The sequence below is a fragment of the Nocardiopsis gilva YIM 90087 genome (assembly GCF_002263495.1).
GTDB classification, from domain to species: domain Bacteria; phylum Actinomycetota; class Actinomycetes; order Streptosporangiales; family Streptosporangiaceae; genus Nocardiopsis_C; species Nocardiopsis_C gilva.
This window is the reverse complement of sequence record NZ_CP022753.1, coordinates 5,894,727-5,918,554: the sequence shown is the minus strand read 5'-3', so window position 1 is coordinate 5,918,554 and position 23,828 is coordinate 5,894,727. Positions and strand designations below refer to the sequence as shown.

The following is a 23,828-nucleotide window of genomic DNA, read 5'->3' as shown; positions in this document are numbered from 1 at the left end:
CGACAAATCGTGATCGGGTGCGCACCCTGAGTATCCACCTAATCAACCGCAAAGCGGGATGTCCATACCTGAGTCACGACATGTGGGAGCGCGCGAAGTTTGCCCAGCACACGGGTTGTGAGCATGGCTGTGTCCTGGGTAAGCCCAGGTCATGAGCCTTGCGTTGATGCTCGTGGCGTTGCTCGGGGCCGTGGGGGTCCTCGGCCTCGGGGTCTGGGTGATGGGCCGGCTCGGGCCGGGGGAGGGGGAGGTCCCGTCCGGGCCGCAGCGCCCCGCTGTCCCGGAGCCGGGTGCGCCGGTCGGTGGTTACACATTGGTCAGTGCGGCCGATGGGGGCGACGCGGCCGAGGCCGATGAGCCGGTCCCGGCGCAGACCGTCGCGCGGGTGCGGGAACTACTCGCGCTGGGCCGGGGGGTCGAGGCGGTGCGGGTGATGCGCGACGAGACGGGGATGGACCAGCGGCGGTCCCGAGAGGTGGTCGACCGGCTGCGCGATCTGGGGCGCCCGTGATGCGGCGTCGGCGGAAGGCGTCGGGTTGTTGCCGGGCCTCACGCGCTTATTTCGGATTTCCGAAACCTGGTCATCTCTCGCGCTGATGGTGCGAGAAGTGCGGTTCGTCCTTTTTCTGAGGTCTGAGATTTTTCTCAGTTTCCGTGGTGCGGTTGCGCTTTCAACGAACGGCTCGTGCGCCGACGTGCGGATTGCGCGGATTTCCGGTTATCGCCGTCCTCGGGTCGAGATGTCATTGCAACCTGGCGGACGGGTGCGATAGTTTGCTGGACACCGGGCCGGGAGATGCTGTGTGGGGCCGATGAATCCTCCGACATCGCGAGGCGGTCGGCCACTGGCCCGCGGATGGCCCTCCCCATCGCAGGCGAGGTAGATCTGCCGCTTTATGGGCGATTTTGAGGGAATCCTGGTATCGCGCGGACGATATCTAAGTTGCTTAGTAGGATCGCAGTCACACAGAAAAAGGCCCCGACGTGATTTCCGGTGCGCCAACACCAGTCGCAGTCGGGGCGCAGAACGATCCGTTGCGTCAGAGAATTCAGCCGAGAAAATCTGCAGAACAGGAGCGTTCGCCTTGAACGATAGCATTCAGGGTCACCCCGAGGGAAGCCGCGGCGCCAAAGCCGAGAAGCCCTATTTCGGTGTCGTGCGCGTCGACGGCCGCAGCTACCACTTCTTCGGTCCGGGCAGGAATGCCCCGGTCTACGTGTACAGCGAGGACAAGGGGTCGCAGTGGCTGCTCACGGTCGATGACACCGCCCGCGAGCTCAATGTCTCCCGCCGCACCGTCTACGAACTCATCACCCGCGGGGAGCTGGCGTCCGTTCGGATCCGCCGCTGTCGGCGCGTCGCCATGAGCGCGATCCTCGACTATCTCGACCGCCGCAGCGCCGTACCCGCGCCGCGCGGGTCCGATCGGGGCTGGAAACGAAAATAGGCGGTGAGCGGGGCGGTCGGCGTGCCGGGGATCCCCGGCACGCCGACCGGTCGCGCGCCTACGGCCGCACCAGCACCTTCGCCAACTCGGGGAACGCCTCCATGTACCCGTCGAGCAGGGTGCGTGCGGTGTGCACCGAGTCCACGAGGGGATGGGTGGCGAAGGCGCGCAGGGCCGGGGTGCGCGACCCCGTGCGGACCGCCTCGATCACCTCTCGGTCGACCGCTTTGACCGCCTGGACCAGCGCGGACTGGTGGCCGGTCAGCGGAGCGGCGGCCAGTGGGCGCGCTCCGCTCGCGTCGACCAGGCAGGGCACCTCCGCCACCGCGTCGGCGTCCAACTCGGAGAGGGCGCCGCGGTTGCGGACATCGACGATCAACCGCGTCGGCTCGTCGCGGGCGACCGCCCGCATCACCGCCAGCGCCACCCGCTCGTACCCGCCGCCGTCGAGGTCCTCCTCGTCCCGCTGCACGTCCCCGGCCGCGCGGCGGTTGTCGGCCATGTAGGTCTCCTCCCGCTCCCTGCGGGCCGCCTCCCACAGCGTCAACGCGTCCTGGGGATCGGCGGCGGCCGCGCGGTAGAAGGCCTCCTGCTGCGCCACGAGTTGCTCGCCGCGGGTCTGCCCGCCGTGGGCGAGCGTCCGGGCGGTCGCGGCGTGCGCCTCCCGCGCCATGTAGTAGTAGTGCAGGTACTCGTTGGGCAGGCAGCCCAGGGCACGCAGCCAGTCCGCGCCGAACAGCCGCCCCTCCTCGAACGAGGTGAGCGCGGCGTCGTCGGCCAGCAGCTCCGGGAGCCGGTCGCGGCCGCCCGCCCACAGTCCGCGCAGCCAGCCCAGGTGGTTCAGGCCGACATAGTCGGCGTGCGTATCGGCGGGGTCCAGGCCCAGCGTCCGTGCCGCGCGCCGGGCCAGGCCGACGGGCGAGTCGCAGATCCCGACGACGCGGTCGCCCAGCACCTCGGCCATGGCCTCGGTGACCAGCCCGGCCGGGTTGGTGAAGTTGGCCACCCAGGCGTCCGGGGCCTCCTCGGCGATCGTCCGGGCGAACCGCAGGGCCACCGGAAGCGTGCGCAGCCCGTAGCTGATGCCTCCCGCACCGACGGTCTCCTGGCCGATGACGCCGGCCGCCAGCGCGACGCGCTCGTCACGTACCCGGCCCGGCATGCCGCCCACGCGGATGGCGGAGAAGACCAGGTCCGTGCCGCGCAGCGCCGCCACCGCATCGGTCTCGGCGCGGATGGCCGGCGCAGGGGCTCCGCCGGCCGCGCGGTGCGCGTCGCGCTGCCGCTCCAGAACGGCGCCGATCGCGCGCAGCCGCCGCTCGTCGGTGTCGAACAGCACCAGCTCGGAGATGACGCCGCTGCCGCGCGTAGCGTCGGCGAGCAGCGCCCGGTACACCAGCGGCACACGGAACCCGCCCCCGCCGAGGATCGTCAACCGCACGCTCGTCTCCTTTTCCCCGTTGATCTCGGGGATATTGGGGTTTCAGCGTCGATTTTTACCCCAATATCTCCGAGATCAACGGTAGAGGTGCGGGGTGTTGACCACCTGCGTACCCTGCACAACTAACGGCATCGAACAGGGCGAGGAAACCGGCATGGCGACGCGGGAGCACGAGGAGGAGCGGCAGGAGGCGGTGTCTGCGACGGCCTACGGACGGTTGGAATCCGCGCCCCTGGTCGGTGAGCGGCACGACGTTCTCGCGGGCGAGCGGGAGCCCGACAGCCCCGCTATCGACCTGGCCCTCAGCGGCACCGTCTTCTTCGACATCGTCCTCACCGGGCTGGCCGCGCCGCCCGCCTCCGGCACCGAGGTGGCGGCCGACGGCATGGGCTCCTGCCCCGGCGGAGTGGCCAACCTCGCCGTGGCCGCGTCGCGGCTGGGCCTGCGCACCGCGGTGGCCGCCGCGTTTGGCGAGGACGTCTACGGCGACTTCTCCTGGGACATCCTCTCCGACCAGGAGAAGGTGGACCTCACGGCGTCCCGCCGCATCTCCGACTGGCACTCGCCGTTCACGGTCTCGCTCGCCTTCCGGGGCGACCGGAGCCTGGTCACCCACGAACACCCCTCGCCGATCCCGCTGGCGGACATGGCGCGCGCCCTGCCGCGGGCGCGCGCGGCGTTCGTCAGCCTGGAGGCGGGGAACTCGGTGCCGCAGTGGGCGGTGGACCAGGCCGCACACGGCGCCAAGATCTTCGCCGACGTCGGCTGGGACGACAGCCAGACGTGGTGCGGTTCGGTCCTCCGGCAGCTGGAGCACTGCCACGCGTTCCTGCCCAACGCCATCGAGGCCATGTCCTACACCCGCACCGGAAGCCCGGCGTCAGCGCTGGCGGCGCTGGCCGAGTACGTGCCGGTGGCGGTGGTGACCGACGGCCCGCGCGGCGCGTACGCCGTCGATCAGGCGACCAATGAGAGCGCCGAGGTGGAAGGGCTGGTCTTGGAGGCCATCGACACCACCGGCGCCGGCGACGTGTTCGGCTCGGCGTTCATCGTGGGGACGCTGGCGGGGTGGCCGCTGGAGCAGCGGCTGCGGTTCGCGAACCTCTCCGCGGCACTGTCGGTGCAGCACACCGGGGGGTCGCTGTCGGCTCCGGGCTGGGCGGACATCGCCGCCTGGTGGGTGCGCGTGAACGCCGCGCACAGCGAGGCCGAGCGGAAGCTGGCCCGGGACTACGGCTTCCTGGCGGACCTGGTGCCGCGCGGGTGGCTGCCCACCGATCAGCGGCGCGCGAGCGCGACCATCGGTCGGCGCCCCTGACCGGACGCGGCGCCCTCGCTGGTCTCTGCGGCCACGCCGCCGAGACCAGCGAGGGGTGCCGGCTCAGCCGCCCGTCGAGCTGTAGGCCGGGGCCTGGTCGTCCGGAGCGGAGCCACCGTCCTCGTCGGCGGTTTCCTCCGCCGCTTCGGCGCTGTCGTCGGTGGAGGAGATCTCCAGCTGGAAGTCCCCGTCGTGGTCCTGCGCACCGGCGATGACGGCCGCCGCCACGACCTCCTCACCCTTGGCCGAACGCAGCACCACCGGGTCGCGCTGCAGGTCGCGGACGAGCGCGACGCACATCAGCACGATGATGATGGTGAACGGCGCCGCCACGATGATCGTGAGGTTCTGCAGGCCGGTGAGCGCGTCGCTGCCGCCGATCAGCATCATGATGGCCGCGACACCCCCCATCATCACGCCCCAGAACACCGTGACCTTGCGCTGCGGGCGGATCGCGCCGCGCTGCGACATGGTGCCCATGACGATGGACGCGGAGTCGGCGCCGGTGATGAAGAAGATCGCGATGAGCACGATCGTGAGCAGCATCATGAACGTGGGCGCCGGGTACTGGCCCAGCAGCGCGAACAGCTGCCCTTCGGCGCCGTCCGCCCCGGAGACCCCGTTGCCGTTCTGCTCCATGCTGAGCGCCGAACCGCCCATGACACAGAACCAGACCAGGCTCAGCGCGCTCGGCACCAGGATGACCCCGCCGATGAACTGGCGGATGGTCCGGCCGCGGCTGATGCGGGCGATGAACATGCCGACAAACGGCGACCAGGAGATCCACCACGCCCAGTAGAAGATCGTCCAGCCCGACAGCCACGTCTCGGTCGCGTCGCCGCCGACGTCGGCGGTCCGCGCCGACATGGAGAACAGCTCGTTGATGTAGGAGCCGAGGGCGGTCGGGAACAGGTTGAAGATGAAGACCGTCGCCCCTGCGAACAGCAGGAAGAACAGCAGCAGGAAGGCCAGGACCAGGTTGGTGTTGGACAGCCACTGAATGCCCTTGGCCACACCCGAGACGGCCGACAGCAGGAAGCAGACCATCAGGACGCCGATGACGCCGATCAGCACCGGGTTGGTGATGTTGTCGACCCAGCCCAGCTCCTTGAGGCCGCCGGCGATCTGCAGGGTGCCGATGCCGAGTGAGGCCGCGGTGCCGAAGAGCGTCGCGAACAGGGCGAAGATGTCGATGACGCGCCCGACGGCCCCGTTGGCGTGCCGCTCACCGATGAGCGGGGTGAACGCGGCGCTGATGAGCTGCCCGCGGCCGCGGCGGAAGGCGCCGTAGGCGATGGCCAGGCCGACGACCGCGTAGATGGACCACGGGTGCAGCGTCCAGTGGAACAGGGTGGTGGCCATGGAGTGCTCGATGGCCTGGCCCTGCACGGCGGCCTTGGCCTCCGTCGTCCCGCCGGTGAAGAACGAGACGGGCTCGGTTCCGGGAGGGGCGTTGAGGTAGTGCGAGATCGGCTCGCTGACGCCGTAGAAGACCAGGCCGATGCCCATCCCGGCGCCGAACATCATGGCGATCCAGGACAGGGTCTTGAACTCCGGCGCCTCGTCGTCGCGGCCCAGCCGGATGCTGCCGTACTTGCTGAAGGCCAGCCACAGCGCGAAGACCACGAATCCGGAGGCCGCCAGCACGAATCCCCAGCCGGCGTTGTGGATGAGGCCCTGCATCGCGCTCGCGGACAGCTTGCTCAGCGAATCCCGCGCGATCACGCCCCAGGCCAGGAAGGCGAGGGCGAGAACCGCCGAGACACCGAACACGATGCGGTCGGTCTTGGGGGCGCGGTCGGCCTTGGAGGTCTCCGGGGGCTCCCAGAGCAGGTCCGCGGTGCTGATCTCGTCAGTGTTGGATTGGGGGTTATTTCCGTTGTCTAACGCCACTGTCTAACGACGCCCCGTTCCGGCGCGCCTCCTCCTTTTCGTCGACTTACATCCGAACGCGTCCGTCGGCCAGGCGCGCGAGGGGGGAGGGGCGGCGCGGAGCGGGTGCGCTCGGGTGCCTCGGTCGAGGCGGGGGCGGATCACCCCGGTGTGCGCTCGCGGAATGCTGTGAACACTCCGGACACACGGCTACGCCCGGAGCGATGCTCCGGGCGGTCCACATTTCAGACTAAGGGGTGGAAAGTAAACGCGTGACACGGGGTGCCGGTGGTGCCTCGTGGGGGGCGATTACTCGGCCGTTGACGGCCAACTGCCGTCGATCACCCGGCCGTGGCCGGGCCTGCTGCGGTCGAGCCACTCCTGGCGGCTGCGCGCGTAGGCGGCGGCCCACTCGACCTGCCGGGCGTGCAGGTCGGTCAGGCTCAGCGCGGCGATATCCGGGTGGCGCGCGCCGATCTCGCGGGCCAGGGCGAGACAGGCGGCGGCATCGCCATGGGCCGTGTGGGCGTCGCCCGGATCCACGCCGTAGTAGGCGCACATCGCCGCGAGGTTGCGCGGCCCGCGCCGGTACGGGTCGATGCCGCGGTCGATGACCAGCGGGTCGATGATCGGGCAGGGTTCCCCGGACAGCCGCTCCGCCAGGGACTTCAGCCCGTGGCGGCGCAGCTCACCGGTGAGGACGCCGAGGTCGAACGGTGCGTTGAAAATCACCAGGCCGCGACCGGCGAGCAGGTGCTCGGCGAGGGACTCGGCGATCTCCGCCAGCACCTCCTCGGCGGGCGCGCCCTCGGCCCGCGCGCGCTCGTTGGTGATGCCGTGGATGGCGATGGCGTCCTGCGGAATCTCCCGGTCGCCGGGGTCGGCCAGCCAGGTGCGGGTGGCGCCGGAGGGCAGCATCAGCGCCGCGGAGACGAGGAACGCCGCACGCGGGTCGTTCGAGGAGGTCTCGCAGTCGTATCCGGCGAGGTCGCCGGTGTGCCAGCCCAGGTGGTCGCCGCGCGGCGGCGGAGTGGGGCGGGGCTCGTGCTCGGCGCAGTAGGTGCGCCACCGCCCGCCCTCCTTGAGGACGACGCCGTCCCCCGCGGCGACACCGGTACCGCAGGTGGTGCAGGTTCCCGGATAGCGGTTGCGCATGTGTCTCTCCGTGTGTGCCGAATCGCGGTCGCGGCCCCCGCGCGAGGCCGCCCGATCGCCCTTGTACCGGGCGGATCACGGCAATCCTAGTCGGGGGGTGCGACGGCCTACCGGCAATTCGTTGAGGCGGCGTGAGACATGGGCCCCCGCCTGCACGGGTAAGCACCAGTAACGCGTGAAGAAGCGCGCATCGGTGGCCTCAGGAGGCACACCGGGCGCGTCTGTCCGGACCCGCCTAGGGAAGGGGAGAACATGAGCCTGGAGGAGGCGGGGCGCCAGCTGGAGGCGGCCATCCACGACGCCCGGGTGGCGTTCGACTGCATCGCGCTGGACGAACTGGACCGGGCGCACACCAGCGCGATCACCGCCCGCGCCGCGGTTGACGCGGCCGAGTACGCGATCCGGGTCGAGGTCGAACAGCGGCAGGCGCAGCAGGCCCGGCACGATCAGGAGGGGCAGGACACCGGCGCGCCGACGACCGAGTAGGCGCGGCGTCGCGCCCTGCGGTGCGTCGGCACGAGGGCGGACGTCCCAGGTCCCGTACCGCGAATCGAACAGATGTTCGCAGGTCGGGTAGGGTGGAGGTATGACCGACCAGCAGTTGTCCGCGGACTGGCCGGCGAGCGTGCACCCGCCTGGATCGGAGTCCTTCGAGCAGACGGCGGTCGTGTGGCTGTTCGATCACGTCCCGGCCGACTACCGGCTGCACGGGGTACTGCGCCGCCACCCGGTGGCCCTCTCGCGGCTGGCCCGGCGGCATGTCGCCGCGACCCTCGAAGGAGCGCGCCAGGGGTACCGCACCGCCCGCGTCGACCTGCGCGAGCTCCTTCCCCCACACGCCATCGACCAGGTGATGAACGCCTACCGGTCCGAAGGGCAGCGCACGGCGGCGCTGCTCCGCTCCATCGAGGCGGTCGACGACGCCCTGCGCGCCACCACCGCCCCGGGGCAGGGCTGACCGCCGCGGTGGCTCCCGCGCCGGCTCAGACGAGGACGCGAACCGCCAACGCCGGTCCGGCGCCGGTGTTGACCAGGCGGTGTCCGTTGCCCGTGCCCAGGAGCCGGGTGGACCCGGCGGCGAAGGGGCGGATGACCGGATCGCCGTCGTCCTCGGGCGTGATCAGGTGCGCGTCGCCGTAGACGAGGTGGAGCGCCACGCCGCGGCGGGTCGCCGGGCGGTGGCGGCGTTCGGGGAGCTCGGCGGCCTCGCCCGGGGCCAGGGCGGCGACCTCCACCCGCAGACCGCGGTCCACGGCACGGCGGACGGGGCGCGGGGCGATGTACCAGTGGCCGCGGTGGCGCCGGAAGCGGCGCGAGAGCGATGACGGCGCGAGCGCCAGAGCCGACGCCGCCGCGCGCGCCGCCGCCACCAGACGTCCAGCCGTCGCGATCGGGCGGGCGGCCAAGTGCGCGTAGCCGGACGGCCGCCCGGCGAGCACGATGTCCCCGATGCCGTCGATGTCGTTGCCCGGGGGCACCTCATCGGCGGTGGAGACGGCGGGGCGGTCGGCGGGGAGCGGAGTGTGCGCGGGAGCGGTCGGCGTCAGGTGATCATTCCTGCGCGGACGGGTGGGAACGGAGACGGGAACGCTGTACGACACCGGTGTGTGGTCCTTCGTGGAGTGGCCGCCGGACCCGGGTCTGGCGGCGGAAACGCGGAGAGCGGCGAGGTGGAGCGCGCCGAGCGCGTCGGGTGGCTCCTCGCCTGTATTCACCTGCGGTGAATCGGCGGGGCACGGGACGGCACTCGCGTGCGTCGCGAGTAGGGGCGCTCAGATGGCCCCGTTTGCTGTCAGCTGCCGTTGGTCAGCGACAACACGAAGGACACGAACACAGCGCACCGGGCGCACGGCGAACGGCCGTGCGGGCCAGACGAGCCTCGACCTGTCGAACCAGGTGGGTGCGCGGATACATGTGAGCAAGGAGACCAATTCGCAGGTCATGGTGTCAAGCGGTTCGCCGATATCGGGATGTCGGATGCGTCACCAGGGCAACGATCGCCCCGTTTCGCCTCTCCTCCGCGTCCACCCTCCACGGACGACCCCCACCCGGCGGTGATCATGGGGATTCTCCCGGCAAACCGGATAGAACCGGGTCCCTCACCGTGATCATCGGTAGCGGGACCACCGATAGCGCCGTTTGCGGTCTGCTCCCGCGATCCCTGTGCGGCGCGGTTCTGACCTTGGATTTCTCCCCGGAGCGGCGGGTGCGCTTAGGCGGCGCGCGCCATCAGCGTAGGTTCGGGGATGCGTTTTCGCCCAGCCGAAACAGCCGGTCGGGCCTGCTCGCGCGACAGACACCGGTGAACGGACGGTCGTCGGAGGTGGCCAGTGGGGGACGGCGGTCCGATCCGCCCCGGGAGTACCGGGAGATCCACCGCCCTGCCCGAGGCGCGCCTGATGCGGCTCGCGGTGCGCGCCATGGTCGTGCTCGCCGCCGGGACCATGGCCACGGGCTTCATCCACTGGCGGGCCGGGCTGCTGGTGGCCGTCCTCACCGCGGTCACGTATCCGCTGCTCGGTCGGGACGCCTCCCGGCTCCCCGCCCCCTATGGGCGCGGGCGGCTGCTGCGCTCGCTGGAGCGGGCCGGATACCGGATCCTGCCCGATGGCATGTCGCGGCATGTGGCGGTGGGACCGGGCGGCGTATTCCTGCTGGAGACGCGGACCTGGCGGCACGCGGTGGCGCGGGCGCCGCGGGGATGGCTGATCGGCGGGGTTCCGGCCGGGCGCGTGGTGGAGCGGTTGTCCCGACACGCCGTGCGGTTGGAGGACGCACTGCGGCTGAGCGCGTTGACCACCGTCCCCCTGGTGCCCGTCATCACGGTCGGCGGCCGCCTGCCCGAAGCGGTGATGCGCGCGGGACGCGGCGTCATCGCCCGACCGCGCGGGGCCGTGGCCTACATCCGGCAGCGGCCCGCCGTCCTCACCGCCGAGCAGGTCGAGGAGATCGCCGCTCGGATCGACCTGTCCACCCGGCGCTGAGCGTGTGATGGTCACCGGCGGGTACGTGGGGACCTGCACCGCTTGCGCGTGCGCCGACGTTTTTACACCAGTGCGTGGTCCCGCGGTCGGATTCGTGGTAAAGGTCGTGAAACGCTACGAATTTTGGCAAAGGCGGTTACCGGCCCGCGAAGAGAGGCCTAGATTCTAGGAATATGACGGACCAGGACCTTGTCCACGCCCTGCGATCCAACAGGATTCAACCGTCGGACGCCTACGCTCGGCTCTATGACGCCTACGGTGAGGAGCTTTACCGCGAATGCTGGGTGTCGCTCCGTGACACCGACATGGCACACACAGTTCTGCGTGACACGTTCATCGTGGCCAGGGCGCACATCGATCGGCTTTCCGATTCGGCGCGGCTGCGAGAATGGCTGATCGCGATAGCCCGAGCGGAATGCGCACGGCATCCGGTTGCTGCACGTGCAAGTGCGACCGCACTTGCAGCGCCAACCAACCAGATGGCGGCGCCTATCAGCGGGGAATACGCCGAGCAGTTCACCGGTGAATCCCCACTCTGCCATCGGCCGCCATGTCTGCGGTTGCGCGTACTCAGCGGTGTTACCGGTCCGGACCTTTCCGGTTACCGCGCGCACATCGCCGAACGCGCCAACGCATTCGACCGGTGCGGATTCCCGCTTCCGCCCTCCACGAAACGCCCGGACGCCCTGTCCTCCCGACTGGTTCCGGGGCTCATTCTTGCCGCCTGTGCGCTGCTCATCCTGGTGCTGGTGGTCTACGTCTGCGTGCGGACCACCCCGGCCCCGATGCCATGGCCGATCGACCCCATCGTGACGATGTCGGGCTGACGCGGATCGGACGGCCGCCCGCGACGCGCCGACCGAGCCCGCGCGCACAGGTGGCGCGAACATGCCGCGGCCCGGTGACCGTCGAGGCACCGGGCCGCGATCGGCAGTCGCGCTCGTTGGAGATCCGCCCTGCCGGAGGACTACTCCTTGATGTGCGAGCGGTCCCCGTGGTCACCCGACGCCTCAGCGCGCTTCGCCGAGGCCAGGACCTCCTGCTCGGCCTCGTGGCGGCCGACCCACGTGGAGCCCTCGACGGACTTGCCGGGCTCCAGGTCCTTGTAGACCTGGAAGAAGTGCTCGATCTCCAGGCGCTCGAACTCGTTCACGTGGTGAATGTCACGGAGGTGCTCCATGCGCGGGTCCGTGGCCGGCACGCACAGGATCTTGTCGTCGCCGCCCGCCTCGTCGGTCATGCGGAACATGCCGACGGCACGGCAGCGGATCATGCAGCCCGGGAACGTCGGCTGCTTCAGCACAACGAGGGCGTCCAGCGGGTCGCCGTCGTCACCCAGCGTGCCCTCGATGAATCCGTAGTCGGCCGGGTAGCTGGTCGAGGTGAACAGCATCCGGTCCAGGCGAATCCGGCCGGTTTCGTGATCCATCTCATACTTATTACGCTCGCCCTTGGGGATCTCGATAGTGACGTCGAATTCCATGCTGTTCTCGGCTTCCCTTACGACTAGTGTCGTTACGTCAGTGCAGGTTTTCTCACGATGCCGAAGGAAGGCGGTGCCGGGGTGCGGCAGGTACGGGCCCGAGCTCTCCTTGCCTTGGCCATGCTCAACATATTCGTGCTGGTGGCAGGTGTTGTAGCGGCGGATGTGCTCAAGTCCCGGCCATCGGCGACCATGCCTTACCCTGTCGCCCTCGCCGAGGGCGCACCGGCTTCGGCACCATCGGACGCCGCCCCGATCGACCCTGACCGGCTCGCGGACAAGCTCGATGATCGCATGTCGGACTCCGGACTGAGTGACGGACTCTCCGCTTATGTCACGGATGCGTCGAGTGGGACCGTTGTCTTCGAGAAGGACGCCGTCACGTCGAGAATTCCCGCGTCGACCACCAAGATCGTCACCGCGGTCTCCGCACTCCACGAGCTGGGCCCCGACAAGCGCCTGCGGACCGATGCCGTCCGCGACGGCGACCGGATCGTCCTCGTCGGCGCGGGCGACCCCACGCTGACCGAGAGCAACGCCACCGGCGACTACCCGCAGATGGCGAGCCTGGAGGAACTGGCCGACCACACCGCTGCGGCGCTGGAGCGCGCGGGCGTCGACAGCGTGCGGCTCGGCTACGACAGCTCGCTTTACGCCGGACCCCTGGAGGGCCCCGACTGGAAGCCCAGCTACATCTGGGACGGCAACGTCGCCAAGGTCACCGCCCTGATGGTCGACGGCGGCCGGAAACACAAGGAGCGGAAGTACGGCGATCGCTACGACGACCCGCCGCGTGTCGCCGCCGACAAGTTCGCCCGACAGCTGCGCGAGGCCGGGGTCCGGGTCGAGGGGAAACCCGCCCCGGCCAAGGCCCCCCACGGCGCCGACCCCATCGCCTCTGTCGACTCCCCGCCCCTCGCCGCGCTGGTCGAGAAGATGATGCTGGAGAGCGACAACAACATCGCCGAGGCCCTGGCCCGTCAGGTCGCCTTGGCCCGGGGAGAGGAAGCCTCGTTCGCCGGGGCCTCGACGGGAGTGGGGCAGGTGCTGTCCGACCTCGGCGTGTCCGGCGTGCACGTGGCGGACGGCAGCGGGTTGACCCGCAACAACAGGATCAGCCCCAAGGCCCTGGTGAAACTGGTGGCGATCGCCTCGGACCCGGAGAACCCCGGCCTCCGCCCAGCGATCACCGGTCTGCCCACGGCACATTCCACCGGATCGCTCGGCCCCCGCTACACCGCTGACAGCGGAGCCGCGGCCGGTGCCGGGCTGGTCCGCGGCAAGACGGGGACGCTCAACGGCGTCAGCGCGCTGTCCGGCACCGTCCACGACCGCGACGGCCGCCTGCTGCTCTTCGCCTTCATCGCCAACGGCGACGCTGCCGCGGGCAGCACCCTGGACACCTTCGCCGCGGCGATCGCGGAGTGCGGCTGCTCCTAGGGCAGGGGCGCAGGCCACGCGGCCCGTCGACCGGGGGCGTCGGCCGAGCACCCCCTCGGGGGGAGCCCTGAGGAAACCCGGAAATCCAGGCGCGACTCGCCTTCGGTGGCATACCAATGGGTACGGTGAGAGCGTGAGTCTGATCGACTGGGACGTAGCCGTCAACACCGGAATCCGCCTCGTGCGCCCCGGCCCCCAAGTGGACCTCGCCGATGCCCGCCAAGCGGTGGCGCAACTGCGCGAGCTGTCCGTCACCGCCCAGGGCCACGTGCGCGAATTCACCGGAATGCAGCCCCTTGAACCGGCAGGACCAGCGGTCATCGTGGACCGTCCCGGCTGGATCAAGGCCAACGTCGAGGGGTTCCGCGTCGTGCTGGAACCCATGCTCGACCGCCTCGGCGCCGAGAAGCTGGGCAACAACACGGCCACCTCCATCACCTCGGCCGTGGGGTCCCGGGTCACCGGCGTCCAACTCGGTGCCGTGCTCTCCTACCTCGCCGGGCGTGTCCTCGGCCAGTACGAGCTTTTCCTGCCGCCGGACCCCGACGGCACCGCACCCACCGGCCGCCTCACCCTGGTGGCCCCCAACATCGTGCACACCGAGCGCGAGCTCGACGTCGACCCGCGCGACTTCCGGCTCTGGGTCTGCCTGCACGAGGAGACCCACCGGACGCAGTTCACCTCCACGCCCTGGCTGCGCGAGTACGTGCAGAAGCAGATGCAGGAGCTGCTGCTCGCCTCCAACGTGGACGCCGCGGAGTTCCTCGACCGGCTGCGCGCCGCGGGCGAGGCCGTCGCCGAGGTCGTCCGCGGTGGCGAGGGCAACCTCATCGAGGTGTTCCAGAGTGAGGAGCAGAGCGAGATCCTGGATCGGATCACCGCCGTCATGACCCTCGCCGAGGGGCACGGCGACTACGTGATGGACGCGGTCGGCCCCGAGGTCGTCCCCTCCGTCGCGCGGATCCGCCGCCGCTTCCAGCGCCGTCGCGAGGGCGCCAACCGGATCGACAAGATCATCCGTCAGCTGCTCGGCCTCGACCTCAAGATGAAGCAGTACGAAGAGGGCGCGGCGTTCGTCCGTACCGTCGTCACGCAGGTGGGCATGGCCGACTTCAACCGCGTGTGGGAGTCGCCCGAGACCTTGCCGACGATGAAGGAGATCCGCGCGCCGGAGCTGTGGATCAACCGCGTCGTGCGCGCCGGCGAACTGCCGGTCGCGCCCGAGGGTAACGGCCAGGTGGCGCCATCGGAGCGGTCGGGCGAGAACGGGGAAAGCACAGGCGAGGAGTGACCCACCGCCCGCCCCAGCCGCCGCCCGCCATCGCCACCGCCCGGCGTGCCGTGCGACGGGCCCTGACCGAGCCCGGCGGGCCGCGGGCCGGTGACCTCGTCCTCGTCGCGTGCAGCGGCGGGGCCGACTCCCTCGCCCTGGCCGGGGCGGCCGCGTTCGTCGCGCCGCGCATCGGGCTGCGGGCCGGCGGGGTCACCGTGGACCACGGGCTGCAGGAGGGGTCGGCCGAGCGCGCCGCCGCGGTCGCCGCCACCCTGCGCGGGCTCGGGTTCGACCCGGTCGAGCAGGTGAGCGTCGACGTCGGGCACGAGGGCGGTCCCGAGGGCGCCGCGCGCACCGCCCGCTACGCCGCGCTCGACGCCGCCGCCGAGCGCCACCGCGCCGCCGCCGTCCTGCTCGGGCACACCAGCGACGACCAGGCCGAGACCGTGCTGCTCCGGCTCGCCCGCGGCTCCGGCGCGCGCTCCCTGGCCGGGATGTCCCCGCGCACCGGCGGCTACCTGCGCCCCTTCCTGGGCCTCGACCGCGCCACCGTGCGTGCGGCCTGCGAGCTGATGGATCTGGCGGCGTGGGAGGACCCGCACAACACCGATCCCGCCTACGCGCGCTCCCGCGTGCGCGTCGAGGCGCTGCCGGTGCTGGAGAAGGCCCTCGGCCCGGGTATCGCCAAGGCGCTGGCGCGCAGCGCCGACCTGCTGCGGGACGACGCCGACGCGCTGGAGGCGTGGACGGAGGAGGCCGAGCGTGGCGTCCGGCGGGCGGACGGCGGGCTCGACGCCGCCGCGCTCGCCGAGCTGCCGCGTGCCGTGCGGACCCGGCTGCTGCGCCGCGCCGCGATCGCGGCCGGGTGCCCGGCCGGTGCCCTGACCGCCGGTCATGTGGCCGAACTGGACCGGCTGGTCACCGGGTGGCGTGGCCAGGCGCACGTCGATCTGCCCGGGGGAATGCGGGGGCGGCGGGTCGACGGGATGATCCTCGTCACCCCTCCCCTCCGCTGATCTCGGAGATATCGACCGAAAAATGGCCGTCATTCGGTCGATATCTCCGAGATCAACGGGGGAGGGAGGTGGGGATGGGGAAACGGGGGCACGTGGGCGCGCCGGGGTGTATATGGCCCTCGTGGCACCTTCTGCACCTTTATCCTGGTTGGCGCACCAAGTCCGACGGAGCAGCGAGGACAGTTAAGCGTGGACGCGAAAGACATGGGCGAGGACCTCGAGAAGGTCCTGGTCACCGAAGAGGAGATCAAGACTCGGCTGCGCGAGATGGCCGCCGAGATCGACGCCGCATACGCCGGCAAGGACCTGCTGCTCGTCGGTGTCCTCAAGGGCGCCGTGATGGTAATGGCCGACCTCGCCCGGGAGCTGCACCACCCCGCCGAGACGGACTGGATGGCGGTGTCGTCGTACGGTGCCGGGACGACCTCGTCGGGTGTGGTGCGGATCCTGAAGGACCTCGACGCCGACATCAAGGACCGCAACGTCCTGATCGTCGAGGACGTCATCGACTCCGGCCTCACGCTGTCCTGGCTGGTCGGCAACCTCAAGTCGCGGGGTCCGGCCTCCGTGGAGATCTGCACGATGGTGCGCAAGCCGCTGGCCTTCAGCGTCGACCTCGACGTCAAGTACATCGGGTTCGACCTGCCCAACGAGTTCATCATCGGCTACGGTCTGGACTACGCGGAGAAGTACCGGAACCTGCCGTTCATCGGCACCCTGGCGCCTCACGTCTACCAGGACTGAACGTGCGCACCGTGCGGTGCCGGAACGGTCGGATCGCCCGCGCCGCACGGTCGGTCCGGTCCATGCGCAGGGGGCCACGCCAGACTCCGGGAACAGATCGTGTCCATCACGCGTTGCCGTCATGACGGGTGCTCACCGGAACGCATGCCTCGGCGCACGAGTGCGTGCGTTCACGGCAGGGGTGTACCGTCGATTATCCCGGCATCATTATTCGGGAGTACGTGTCCGATAGGTCCCGCTTCCGGCGGCCACAGAAGGCCTTCCGGCAGGACGGTGGAGCAACTCGGGTGCGGCGCACCGCCGCGTCGTCCCGCGCCACCCGATCGCCTGGTCCGGCGCCTCTGCGGTTCTCGGGGCAGGCCGCCTGGTCAGGAGGGACGGACCCAGCGGGGTTCCGTATAGATGAATCTCAAGCGTTTGTACCGCGGGCCGTGGCTTTGGATCCTGGCCATTGGCCTCTTGCTCTTTGCGTTTTTCCAGTTCACGAATTTCGGGTCCGGCCCGGAGCCGGAGAAGGTCGACACCTCCAAGGTGTTCGATCTCATCTCCAAGGACAAGGTCGACAACGCGAAGATTATCGACAAGGACCAGCGGATCGAGCTGACGACCACCGACGACAAGGTGTATGAAGCCTACTGGGTCGAGGGTCAGGGCTACGAGCTCGCACAGGACCTCCGGAAGCAGGAGCTGGAGGGGGACAACCTCACGTCCTACGACGTCGAGGTCCCCAAGGACAGCATGTTCGTGTCCTTGCTCTTCAGCTTCCTTCCGCTGATCATCCTCATCGCCATCTTCCTGTTCGTCATGAACCAGATGCAGGGTGGCGGCTCCCGGGTGATGAACTTCGGCAAGTCCAAGGCCAAGCTGATCACCAAGGACACCCCGAAGAACACCTTCTCCGACGTCGCGGGTGCCGACGAGGCCATCGAGGAGCTGCAGGAGATCAAGGAGTTCCTGCAGAACCCGGCCAAGTTCCAGGCCATCGGCGCGAAGATCCCCAAGGGCGTGCTGCTCTTCGGTCCCCCCGGTACCGGTAAGACGCTGCTGGCGCGCGCCGTCGCGGGCGAGGCCGGGGTGCCCTTCTACTCCATCTCCGGCTCCGACTTCGTCGAGATGTTCGTGGGTGTGGGCGCCTCGCGTGTGCGCGACCTGTTCGAGCAGGCCAAGGCCAACGCCCCGGCGATCATCTTCGTCGACGAGATCGACGCCGTCGGCCGCCACCGCGGCGCCGGCATGGGCGGCGGGCACGACGAGCGCGAGCAGACGCTCAACCAGATGCTCGTCGAGATGGACGGCTTCGACGTCAAGGGCGGCGTGATCCTGATCGCTGCCACCAACCGCCCCGACATTCTTGACCCCGCGCTGCTGCGCCCGGGCCGCTTCGACCGGCAGATCGTCGTCGACCGGCCCGACATGGAGGGCCGCAAGGGCATCCTGGAGGTCCACGCCAAGGGCAAGCCGATCGCGAGCGACGTCGACTTCGCCGTCATCGCCCGGCGCACCTCCGGCATGACCGGTGCCGACCTCAACAACGTCGTCAACGAGGGCGCGCTGCTGACGGCCCGCGCCGGACGCACCGAGATCGACATGGCCACCCTGGAGGAGGCCATCGACCGCGTCATGGCCGGTCCGGAGCGCAAGACCCGGGTCATGTCGGACGCCGAGAAGAAGGTCATCGCCTACCACGAGGGCGGCCACGCGCTCGTCGGACACGCGCTGCCCAACTCCGACCCGGTGCACAAGATCACCATCCTGCCGCGCGGCCGCGCGCTGGGGTACACGATGTCGGTGCCGATGGAGGACAAGTTCCTCACCTCGCGCTCGCAGATGATGGACCAGCTCGCGATGATGCTGGGCGGGCGCGCCGCCGAGGAGCTCGTCTTCCACGAGCCCACCACCGGTGCGGCCAACGACATCGACAAGGCCACCAGCGTGGCCCGCAACATGGTCACCGAGTACGGCATGAGCGAGCGGCTCGGCGCGCGCAAGTTCGGTTCGGCCAGCACCGAGCCGTTCCTGGGCCGCGAGATGTCGCACGCCCGCGAGTACTCCGAGGAGATCGCCTCCCTCATCGACGAGGAGGTGCGCCGTCTCATCGAGGCCGCGCACGACGAGGCGTGGGAGGTCCTGGTCGAGAACCGCGCGGTCCTCGACGACCTCGTGCTGCACCTGCTGGAGAAGGAGACCCTCTCCAAGGAGGAGGTCCTGGAGATCTTCGCCCCGGTGAAGAAGCGCCCGTCGCGGGGGTCCTTCACCGGCTACGGCAAGCGGCAGCCCTCCAAGCAGCCGCCGGTGCTGACGCCCAAGGAGCTCACGCTCACGGGGCCGCAGGACGTCGAGCAGGTGGCCTCCGGGAACGGCCAGGCCTCCTGGAGCGGCAGCGGCGAGTCGTGGAAGGGCGGTGCCGAAGCCGACACGTCCCGCCGCGTCAACGGTACGCCGGAGTCCGCGGGTTCCGGCGGTGACCCCGAATCAGGGGAGCAGGCGTGAGTACCGACGCCGGGGGCGACATCTTCACGACGGAAGCGCCCGCCGCGGGTGTCGACCAGCCCAGGATCGAGAAGGCCGTCCGGGAGATCCTCCTCGCCATCGGCGAGGATCCGGACCGCGACGGCCTGCTCGACACGCCGGCGCGTGTCGCCCGGGCCTACCAGGAGCAGTTCGCCGGCCTCAGCCAGCGGCCCGAGGACGTCCTGACCACGGTCTTCGAGGCCGGCCACGACGAGATGGTGCTGGTCAAGGACATCGAGATGTACTCGACCTGCGAGCACCACCTGGTGCCGTTCCACGGCAGTGCCCACATCGGCTACATCCCGAACACCAAGGGCCAGATCACCGGCCTGTCCAAGCTGGCCCGGCTGGTGGACGTCTACGCCCGGCGCCCGCAGGTGCAGGAGCGGCTGACCACCGAGATCGCCGACGCGCTGATGGAGTACCTCGATCCGCGCGGCGTGATCGTGGTGATCGAGGCCGAGCACCTGTGCATGACCATGCGCGGGGTGCGCAAGCCCGGCGCCAAGACGGTCACCTCGGCGGTTCGGGGCGTGTTCGCCAAGCGCGACCGCACCCGCGCCGAGGCCATGAGCCTCATCATCGGGCACAGCTGAGCTCGACGAAGCGGACGAGTCGTACCTTCCGACGGCGCCCGTAGCGCTAATGAGTCGCTACGGGCGCCGTCGTGCGTCTTGTGTCTCATAGGGTGTGGGCATGGCGTCGACGTACAAGCTTCCCGGGTTGCCCGAACAGGGGCGCTGCCTGGTCATGGGGGTCGTCAACGTCACCCCGGACTCCTTCTCCGACGGTGGCGCCTACTTCGATCCCAAGAGAGCGATCGAGCACGGACTCTGGCTGGCCGAGGAGGGCGCCGACATCGTCGATGTCGGGGGTGAGTCCACCCGCCCCGGCGCCCAGCGCATCTCGCGCGACGAGGAGTTGCGCCGCGTGGGCCCGGTGGTGCGGGAGCTCAGCCGCCAGGGAGTGGCCGTCAGCATCGACACCATGCGCGCCGAGGTCGCCGAGTACGCGGTCGAGGCCGGGGCGCGCCTGGTCAATGACGTCAGCGGCGGGCTCGCCGACCCGTCGATGGCACGGCTGGTCGCCAAGGCGGGTGTCGCCTACGTGCTGATGCACTGGCGCGGGCATAGTCACGACATGCAGAACCGCGCCATGTACGACGACGTCGTCCGAGAAGTCCACAATGAGCTGAGGCAGCGCATGGAGGCCATGGTCGATGAGGGGGTCGACCCCGACCAGATCATCCTCGATCCCGGGCTGGGCTTCGCCAAGCGGCCCGATCGCAGTCACAACTGGGCGCTCTTGAGCGCCATGGACACGTTTCACGACATGGGGAGGCCTCTGCTGATCGCGGGTTCCCGAAAGCGCTTTCTCGGGCGTCTGCTGAGCGACGCCGAAGGCACCGGCCGGCCCGCCACCGGGTGTGACGCCGCAACGGTGGCGCTCACAACCCTGGCGGCCGATCGGGGTGCCTGGTGCGTCCGCGTGCACGACGTCCGGCCCAACGCCGACGCGGTGCGCGTCGCGGCGGCCTGGCGCAGCGGGGGCGCCGATCTTGACGAAGGCCGGGCCGACGTCATCGGCCGGGGCGGCCTGTGAGGTCCCGCCACGAGGTCATGGAGCGCGTGGCGGAGGCCAACGCGCAGTTCTACGGAGCCATCGAGAACGGTGACATCGACCTGATGCGCCGGGTCTGGGCGGAGGAGGACGAGGCCCCCGACCTGGTCTGCGTGAACCCGGGCTGGCCGCTGCTGCGCGGCCGTGCGGAGATCATGCGCGCCTGGTCGCTGATCATGGCCAACGTCCCCTACATCCAGTACGTCCTGACCGACACCCACATCGGGGTGAGCGGCGAGGTCGCGATGGTCACCTGTGAGGAGAACGTGCTCACCGCCGAGGACGACAGCCCCGGCTTCGTCGCGGGCGGCCAGGTGGTGACCACCAACATGTTCGTCAACACCGAGCACGGCTGGCGGCTGTGGTCGCACCACGCCTCGCCGGTGCTGATGGACGAGGAGGACGGGGAAGAGGACCACGAGTGACCGGAGGGCTGGATCGGCTGGACCGGATCGCCGTGCGGGGGCTGCGCGCCCACGGCTACCACGGCGTGTTCCCTGAGGAGCGGCGCGAGGGCCAGGACTTCGTGGTCGACGTCGTTCTCGGGGTGGACACCCGTGTGGCGGCGCGCAGTGACGACGTCGCTGACACGGTGCACTACGGCGTGCTCAGCGGCCGCCTGGTCGATGTGATCACCGGGGAACCGGTGAACCTCATCGAGACCCTGGCCGAGCGGCTGGCGGCGGTCTGCCTGGAGGAGTCGCCGGTGCGGGAGGTCGAGATCACCGTGCACAAGCCGGACGCGCCGATTCCGCACAAGTTCGACGACGTGACGGTCACGATCCTGCGGAGACGCACATGAGTGGGGGCGCAGGGTCCCCGGCGTCGGCGCGGCGGGTCGTGCTGGCGCTGGGGAGCAACCTCGGCGACCGGATGGCCACCCTGCAGGGAGCGGTCGACACCCTGTCCCGCGACCCCTCCCTGCGCATCGTGGCGATCTCGCCGGTGTACGAGACCGCGCCCGTGGGCGGCCCCGAGCAGGGCGCCTACCTCAACGCGGTGGTCGCCGCCGACTGCTCGCTGCGTCCCCGCGCCCTGCTGGAGCTCACCCAGGGGGTGGAGCAGGAGTTCTACCGGGTGCGCGCGGTGCGGTGGGGGCCGCGGACGCTGGACATCGACATCCTCGACTTCGATGCCGAGACCAGCGACGACCCCGTGCTCACCCTGCCGCACCCGCGGGCGCACGAGCGCGCCTTCGTGCTGCGGCCGTGGTCCGACATCGATCCCGATGCCGTTGTCGTAGGCCGCGGTACCGTGCGCGACCTGCTCGGCAAGGTCGCCGACCAGGAACTGTGGCGTCGATCCGATCTCGCCCTGCGACCGCCGGAGTAGCTGAGCCCATGGACGACAAGACGCACGAGGACGGCCGTGGGATGCGTCCGACCGGGTGGCAGGTGCCACTCGGGATCATCCTCGTCAGCGCCGCCCTCTCCTACGTGGTGGTCGACGCGTCCTATGACGCGCTCCCGATCCTGCCCTGGACGGCCATCCCCACACTGCTCCTGCTCGCCGTGGCCGAGGGCATCGCCGCCTGGCACACGCGCCGCCGCATCCGCCACCTTCCGGGGACCGAGCCGGTCGACCCGCTGAGCGCGGCGCGGCTGGTGGCCCTGGCCAAGGCCAGCGTGGTGATCGCGTCCCTGGCGATCGGCGTGTTCGGCGGAATGGCGCTGTCCCTGCTGGACCGCCTCTCCGTCCCGACACCGCGCGCCGATGCCACGACGGCCTTCGGGACGATGCTCGCGGGCGTGGTGCTGCTGGCAGTGGCGCTGCTGCTGGAGTATGCCTGCCGCGTCCCCGATGAAGGCGACGATTCCGGCAACTCAGGCGATCCGGCCCGCCCGCCGGCGTGACCTGAGTCGAGGTTGATGAGACGCTGGCCGCTTTTCCGTGATCATCGCGCGGCGGGGCGGGCTGCGGAGCCTGGGTCTGCTGGGCGGCCTTGTCGGCGGTCGCCCTGTACGGCGTTCTCGGGTGAAAAGCGGCACCGAGGGCGGTGGGGGCTCGGGCGCCCCTGTCGGCTCGCAGGCGGGACGGGCCCGGCGCCGGGCAGCGCGAAAGCGCTCTCCGTCCTGTCCTTCCGTTGATCTCGGCGATATCGACCGAATACCGGCGAGTATTCGGTCGATATCGCCGAGATCAACGGAGAGAGGGGTGGGTGCGGTGGTGAAACGGCAGTGGGGGCGGGCCGGAAGGCCGCGTTTCCGCTGGACGTGAAGCCGCTTCCGCGATGCGGGAGCACTCCCCCCCCGCAGGCCCCCTCCTGGCGATGATCATGGGAAAAGCCACCCATCGCGTCCCATGTGTCGGACTATTCCTCATGATCATCGCGGGGAAGTTATGGCAAACCGGTCATACCCGGCGCCCGGCGGCCCGGAAGCCGGGTTCCGGGCCGCCCGCATGGCCCCGCCCGGGAGCCGACCGGCGGCGCCGCCCACCCCCCAGCCTTCGCCGCTGCCGCCTTCGTTCCTCCACCAGGGAAGAGGCCGGGGTGCGGGCCGCCGCCGCTGCCCCGCCCGGCCGCATCCCCCGCGACGACCGGCGCCCCCCGCCCTCGTTGGTGCCGCTTTTCACCCAAGAACACCGGAGGAGCGGACCGGGCAGACCCAGCAGACCCCGCCCCCGGCCCGGCCCCATGATCAGCCGGGAACGGGGTATGAGCCGATCGTCGGCGTACCGCCCGGCTTTCGCGCGACGGTAATGGGACGAAAGCGGCATGTCCCTTCGGACTGGCGCGGGGATGATTGACTGGAATCGTGGAGTTTGCCGCGTCTGATGCGACGTCACAGCAATCCGATGGCAACGCGGGCTCCGGGGGCTCCCCGGAGCCCGATGGCGGTGCGCCGAGATTCGCGGCACCCGGGGCTGATGTCCCGCTGTCGCCGGAGGCCGACGGGGCGTCGGCCGACGGTCCGCCCTCTTCCTCCGTGAACGGAGCCGGGCCCACGGGTGCCGCGGAGGATGAAGCAGCCTCGGCAGGTCCAGAGGCGGCCGAGGGCGCGTCCGCGCCAGGGGCCGCGCCGTCGGCGGTCGATGCGGCGTTCGCCGCTCCCGACGGAGCGTCGTGGAACCGCGTCGCGCCGGTGCTGGCCTGGTACCGGAGGCTGATCCTGCTCGCCGTGCTGCTGCCCGGGGCCGTCCTCGGCGGAGCGCTGATCTGGGCGTGGTCGGGATGGGGCTGGACCATCGCCTGGCTGCTCCTGTGCGGACTGGGCATTGCTGTCGGGTGGGCGGCGGCCGAACCGGCACGCCGCTCCTGGGGATACGCGGAAGGACGCACGGACTTCTATCTGACCTATGGCGTCGTCGTGCGCCAGCTGGTGGTCGTTCCCTACGGCCGTATGCAGGTCGTGGATGTCACCTCCAACCTGCTGGAGCAAGCTCTTGGAATCGCGACATTGCAGGTGCGCACCGCGGCCACCACCGCCGACACGCGAATCCCCGGTATCCGCCTGGCCGACGCCGTCGAGCTGCGCGATCGCCTGGCCGCGCGCAGCGAGACCTTCTCCACGGGGCTGTGACG

The 23,828-nt window shown here is 70.3% G+C and carries 24 protein-coding genes; 19 read left to right on the top strand and 5 right to left on the bottom strand.

Translation table 11 applies throughout. From position 1 onward, the window contains the following. Positions 1–151: 151 nt before the first annotated feature. Positions 152–511 carry a hypothetical protein gene (locus tag CDO52_RS25880; RefSeq protein WP_017618517.1) on the top strand — a complete coding sequence of 120 codons (360 nt, stop codon included), beginning with the start codon at positions 152–154 and terminating at the stop codon, positions 509–511. A gap of 574 nt (positions 512–1,085) precedes the next feature. Then, positions 1,086–1,448 carry a helix-turn-helix domain-containing protein gene (locus CDO52_RS25875; RefSeq protein ID WP_017618518.1) on the top strand — a complete coding sequence of 121 codons (363 nt, stop codon included), beginning with the start codon at positions 1,086–1,088 and terminating at the stop codon, positions 1,446–1,448. A gap of 58 nt (positions 1,449–1,506) precedes the next feature. Here the strand turns inward: CDO52_RS25875 and CDO52_RS25870 are convergent, their stop codons facing one another. Continuing rightward, positions 1,507–2,889, bottom strand: a complete 1,383-nt coding sequence (locus tag CDO52_RS25870) for a 6-phospho-beta-glucosidase (RefSeq protein WP_094932766.1) — start codon at positions 2,887–2,889, stop codon at positions 1,507–1,509. A gap of 97 nt (positions 2,890–2,986) precedes the next feature. Between CDO52_RS25870 and CDO52_RS25865 the strand changes: the two genes are divergently transcribed. Continuing rightward, a complete protein-coding gene (locus CDO52_RS25865; RefSeq protein WP_232524329.1) occupies positions 2,987–4,207 on the top strand; it encodes a carbohydrate kinase family protein in 1,221 nt (406 codons plus the stop codon). 63 nt (positions 4,208–4,270) lie between these two features. Here the strand turns inward: CDO52_RS25865 and CDO52_RS25860 are convergent, their stop codons facing one another. Together CDO52_RS25860 and CDO52_RS25855 are read right to left on the bottom strand one after the other, a co-directional pair. Beyond that, the gene (locus tag CDO52_RS25860) at positions 4,271–6,100 is read right to left on the bottom strand and encodes a BCCT family transporter (protein ID WP_017618522.1); all 1,830 of its coding nucleotides are present in this window, start codon (positions 6,098–6,100) and stop codon (positions 4,271–4,273) included. Positions 6,101–6,388: 288 nt separating this feature from the next. Beyond that, positions 6,389–7,234: an exonuclease domain-containing protein gene (locus CDO52_RS25855; protein ID WP_017618523.1), complete on the bottom strand. Its 846-nt coding sequence runs from the start codon at positions 7,232–7,234 to the stop codon at positions 6,389–6,391. A gap of 252 nt (positions 7,235–7,486) precedes the next feature. Between CDO52_RS25855 and CDO52_RS25850 the strand changes: the two genes are divergently transcribed. Together CDO52_RS25850 and CDO52_RS25845 are read left to right on the top strand one after the other, a co-directional pair. Continuing rightward, complete coding sequence (locus CDO52_RS25850; protein ID WP_017618524.1) at positions 7,487–7,720, top strand: hypothetical protein; 234 nt, start codon at positions 7,487–7,489, stop codon at positions 7,718–7,720. A 100-nt stretch (positions 7,721–7,820) separates the two neighbouring features. After that, entirely contained in the window at positions 7,821–8,192 is a 372-nt protein-coding gene (locus CDO52_RS25845) for a hypothetical protein (RefSeq protein WP_017618525.1), read from the top strand. A 25-nt stretch (positions 8,193–8,217) separates the two neighbouring features. On the opposite strand, the gene CDO52_RS25840 is transcribed toward CDO52_RS25845, so the two are convergent. Further along, complete coding sequence (locus CDO52_RS25840) at positions 8,218–8,835, bottom strand: hypothetical protein (protein WP_152471604.1); 618 nt, start codon at positions 8,833–8,835, stop codon at positions 8,218–8,220. A 729-nt stretch (positions 8,836–9,564) separates the two neighbouring features. Here CDO52_RS25840 and CDO52_RS25835 point away from each other — a divergent pair. Continuing rightward, positions 9,565–10,218 (top strand): hypothetical protein, encoded by a 654-nt coding sequence (locus CDO52_RS25835; RefSeq protein WP_017618527.1) that lies wholly within the window; start codon positions 9,565–9,567, stop codon positions 10,216–10,218. Between the two features lie 173 nt (positions 10,219–10,391). Then, complete coding sequence (locus CDO52_RS25830; RefSeq protein WP_026125771.1) at positions 10,392–11,045, top strand: RNA polymerase sigma factor; 654 nt, start codon at positions 10,392–10,394, stop codon at positions 11,043–11,045. 140 nt (positions 11,046–11,185) lie between these two features. Here CDO52_RS25830 and CDO52_RS25825 read toward each other — a convergent pair whose 3' ends face one another. Next, a complete protein-coding gene (locus tag CDO52_RS25825; RefSeq protein WP_017618529.1) occupies positions 11,186–11,701 on the bottom strand; it encodes an inorganic diphosphatase in 516 nt (171 codons plus the stop codon). Positions 11,702–11,758: 57 nt separating this feature from the next. Here CDO52_RS25825 and dacB point away from each other — a divergent pair, with 57 nt between their 5' ends. The 12 genes from dacB to CDO52_RS25765 all read left to right on the top strand — a co-directional run bounded on the left by dacB (position 11,759) and on the right by CDO52_RS25765 (position 23,826). Continuing rightward, positions 11,759–13,141: a D-alanyl-D-alanine carboxypeptidase/D-alanyl-D-alanine endopeptidase gene (gene dacB / locus CDO52_RS25820; protein WP_232524328.1), complete on the top strand. Its 1,383-nt coding sequence runs from the start codon at positions 11,759–11,761 to the stop codon at positions 13,139–13,141. Positions 13,142–13,280: 139 nt separating this feature from the next. Then, complete coding sequence (locus CDO52_RS25815; RefSeq protein ID WP_083919845.1) at positions 13,281–14,432, top strand: zinc-dependent metalloprotease; 1,152 nt, start codon at positions 13,281–13,283, stop codon at positions 14,430–14,432. Next, positions 14,429–15,430: a tRNA lysidine(34) synthetase TilS gene (gene tilS, locus CDO52_RS25810; protein WP_094932763.1), complete on the top strand. Its 1,002-nt coding sequence runs from the start codon at positions 14,429–14,431 to the stop codon at positions 15,428–15,430. The genes CDO52_RS25815 and tilS overlap by 4 nt, the downstream gene beginning before the upstream one ends. A gap of 189 nt (positions 15,431–15,619) precedes the next feature. Next, positions 15,620–16,174, top strand: coding sequence for a hypoxanthine phosphoribosyltransferase (gene hpt / locus CDO52_RS25805; RefSeq protein ID WP_026125774.1), 555 nt, complete (start codon positions 15,620–15,622; stop codon positions 16,172–16,174). A gap of 402 nt (positions 16,175–16,576) precedes the next feature. After that, positions 16,577–18,664 carry an ATP-dependent zinc metalloprotease FtsH gene (gene ftsH / locus CDO52_RS25800; protein WP_083919847.1) on the top strand — a complete coding sequence of 696 codons (2,088 nt, stop codon included), beginning with the start codon at positions 16,577–16,579 and terminating at the stop codon, positions 18,662–18,664. Further along, complete coding sequence (folE, locus tag CDO52_RS25795; protein ID WP_017618535.1) at positions 18,661–19,281, top strand: GTP cyclohydrolase I FolE; 621 nt, start codon at positions 18,661–18,663, stop codon at positions 19,279–19,281. Before ftsH ends, folE begins: the two co-directional genes overlap by 4 nt. A gap of 100 nt (positions 19,282–19,381) precedes the next feature. Beyond that, on the top strand, positions 19,382–20,287 hold the full coding sequence (folP, locus tag CDO52_RS25790; RefSeq protein WP_017618536.1) for a dihydropteroate synthase: 906 nt from the start codon (positions 19,382–19,384) through the stop codon (positions 20,285–20,287). Beyond that, positions 20,284–20,730 (top strand): nuclear transport factor 2 family protein, encoded by a 447-nt coding sequence (locus tag CDO52_RS25785; protein WP_017618537.1) that lies wholly within the window; start codon positions 20,284–20,286, stop codon positions 20,728–20,730. The genes folP and CDO52_RS25785 overlap by 4 nt, the downstream gene beginning before the upstream one ends. After that, positions 20,727–21,107 carry a dihydroneopterin aldolase gene (folB, locus tag CDO52_RS25780; RefSeq protein WP_017618538.1) on the top strand — a complete coding sequence of 127 codons (381 nt, stop codon included), beginning with the start codon at positions 20,727–20,729 and terminating at the stop codon, positions 21,105–21,107. The genes CDO52_RS25785 and folB overlap by 4 nt, the downstream gene beginning before the upstream one ends. Next, positions 21,104–21,637, top strand: coding sequence for a 2-amino-4-hydroxy-6-hydroxymethyldihydropteridine diphosphokinase (gene folK / locus CDO52_RS25775; RefSeq protein WP_017618539.1), 534 nt, complete (start codon positions 21,104–21,106; stop codon positions 21,635–21,637). The genes folB and folK overlap by 4 nt, the downstream gene beginning before the upstream one ends. Before the next feature lie 8 nt (positions 21,638–21,645). After that, on the top strand, positions 21,646–22,158 hold the full coding sequence (locus tag CDO52_RS25770) for a DUF3180 domain-containing protein (protein WP_017618540.1): 513 nt from the start codon (positions 21,646–21,648) through the stop codon (positions 22,156–22,158). A gap of 1,074 nt (positions 22,159–23,232) precedes the next feature. Continuing rightward, positions 23,233–23,826 (top strand): PH domain-containing protein, encoded by a 594-nt coding sequence (locus tag CDO52_RS25765; RefSeq protein WP_232524327.1) that lies wholly within the window; start codon positions 23,233–23,235, stop codon positions 23,824–23,826. Positions 23,827–23,828: the final 2 nt, after the last annotated feature.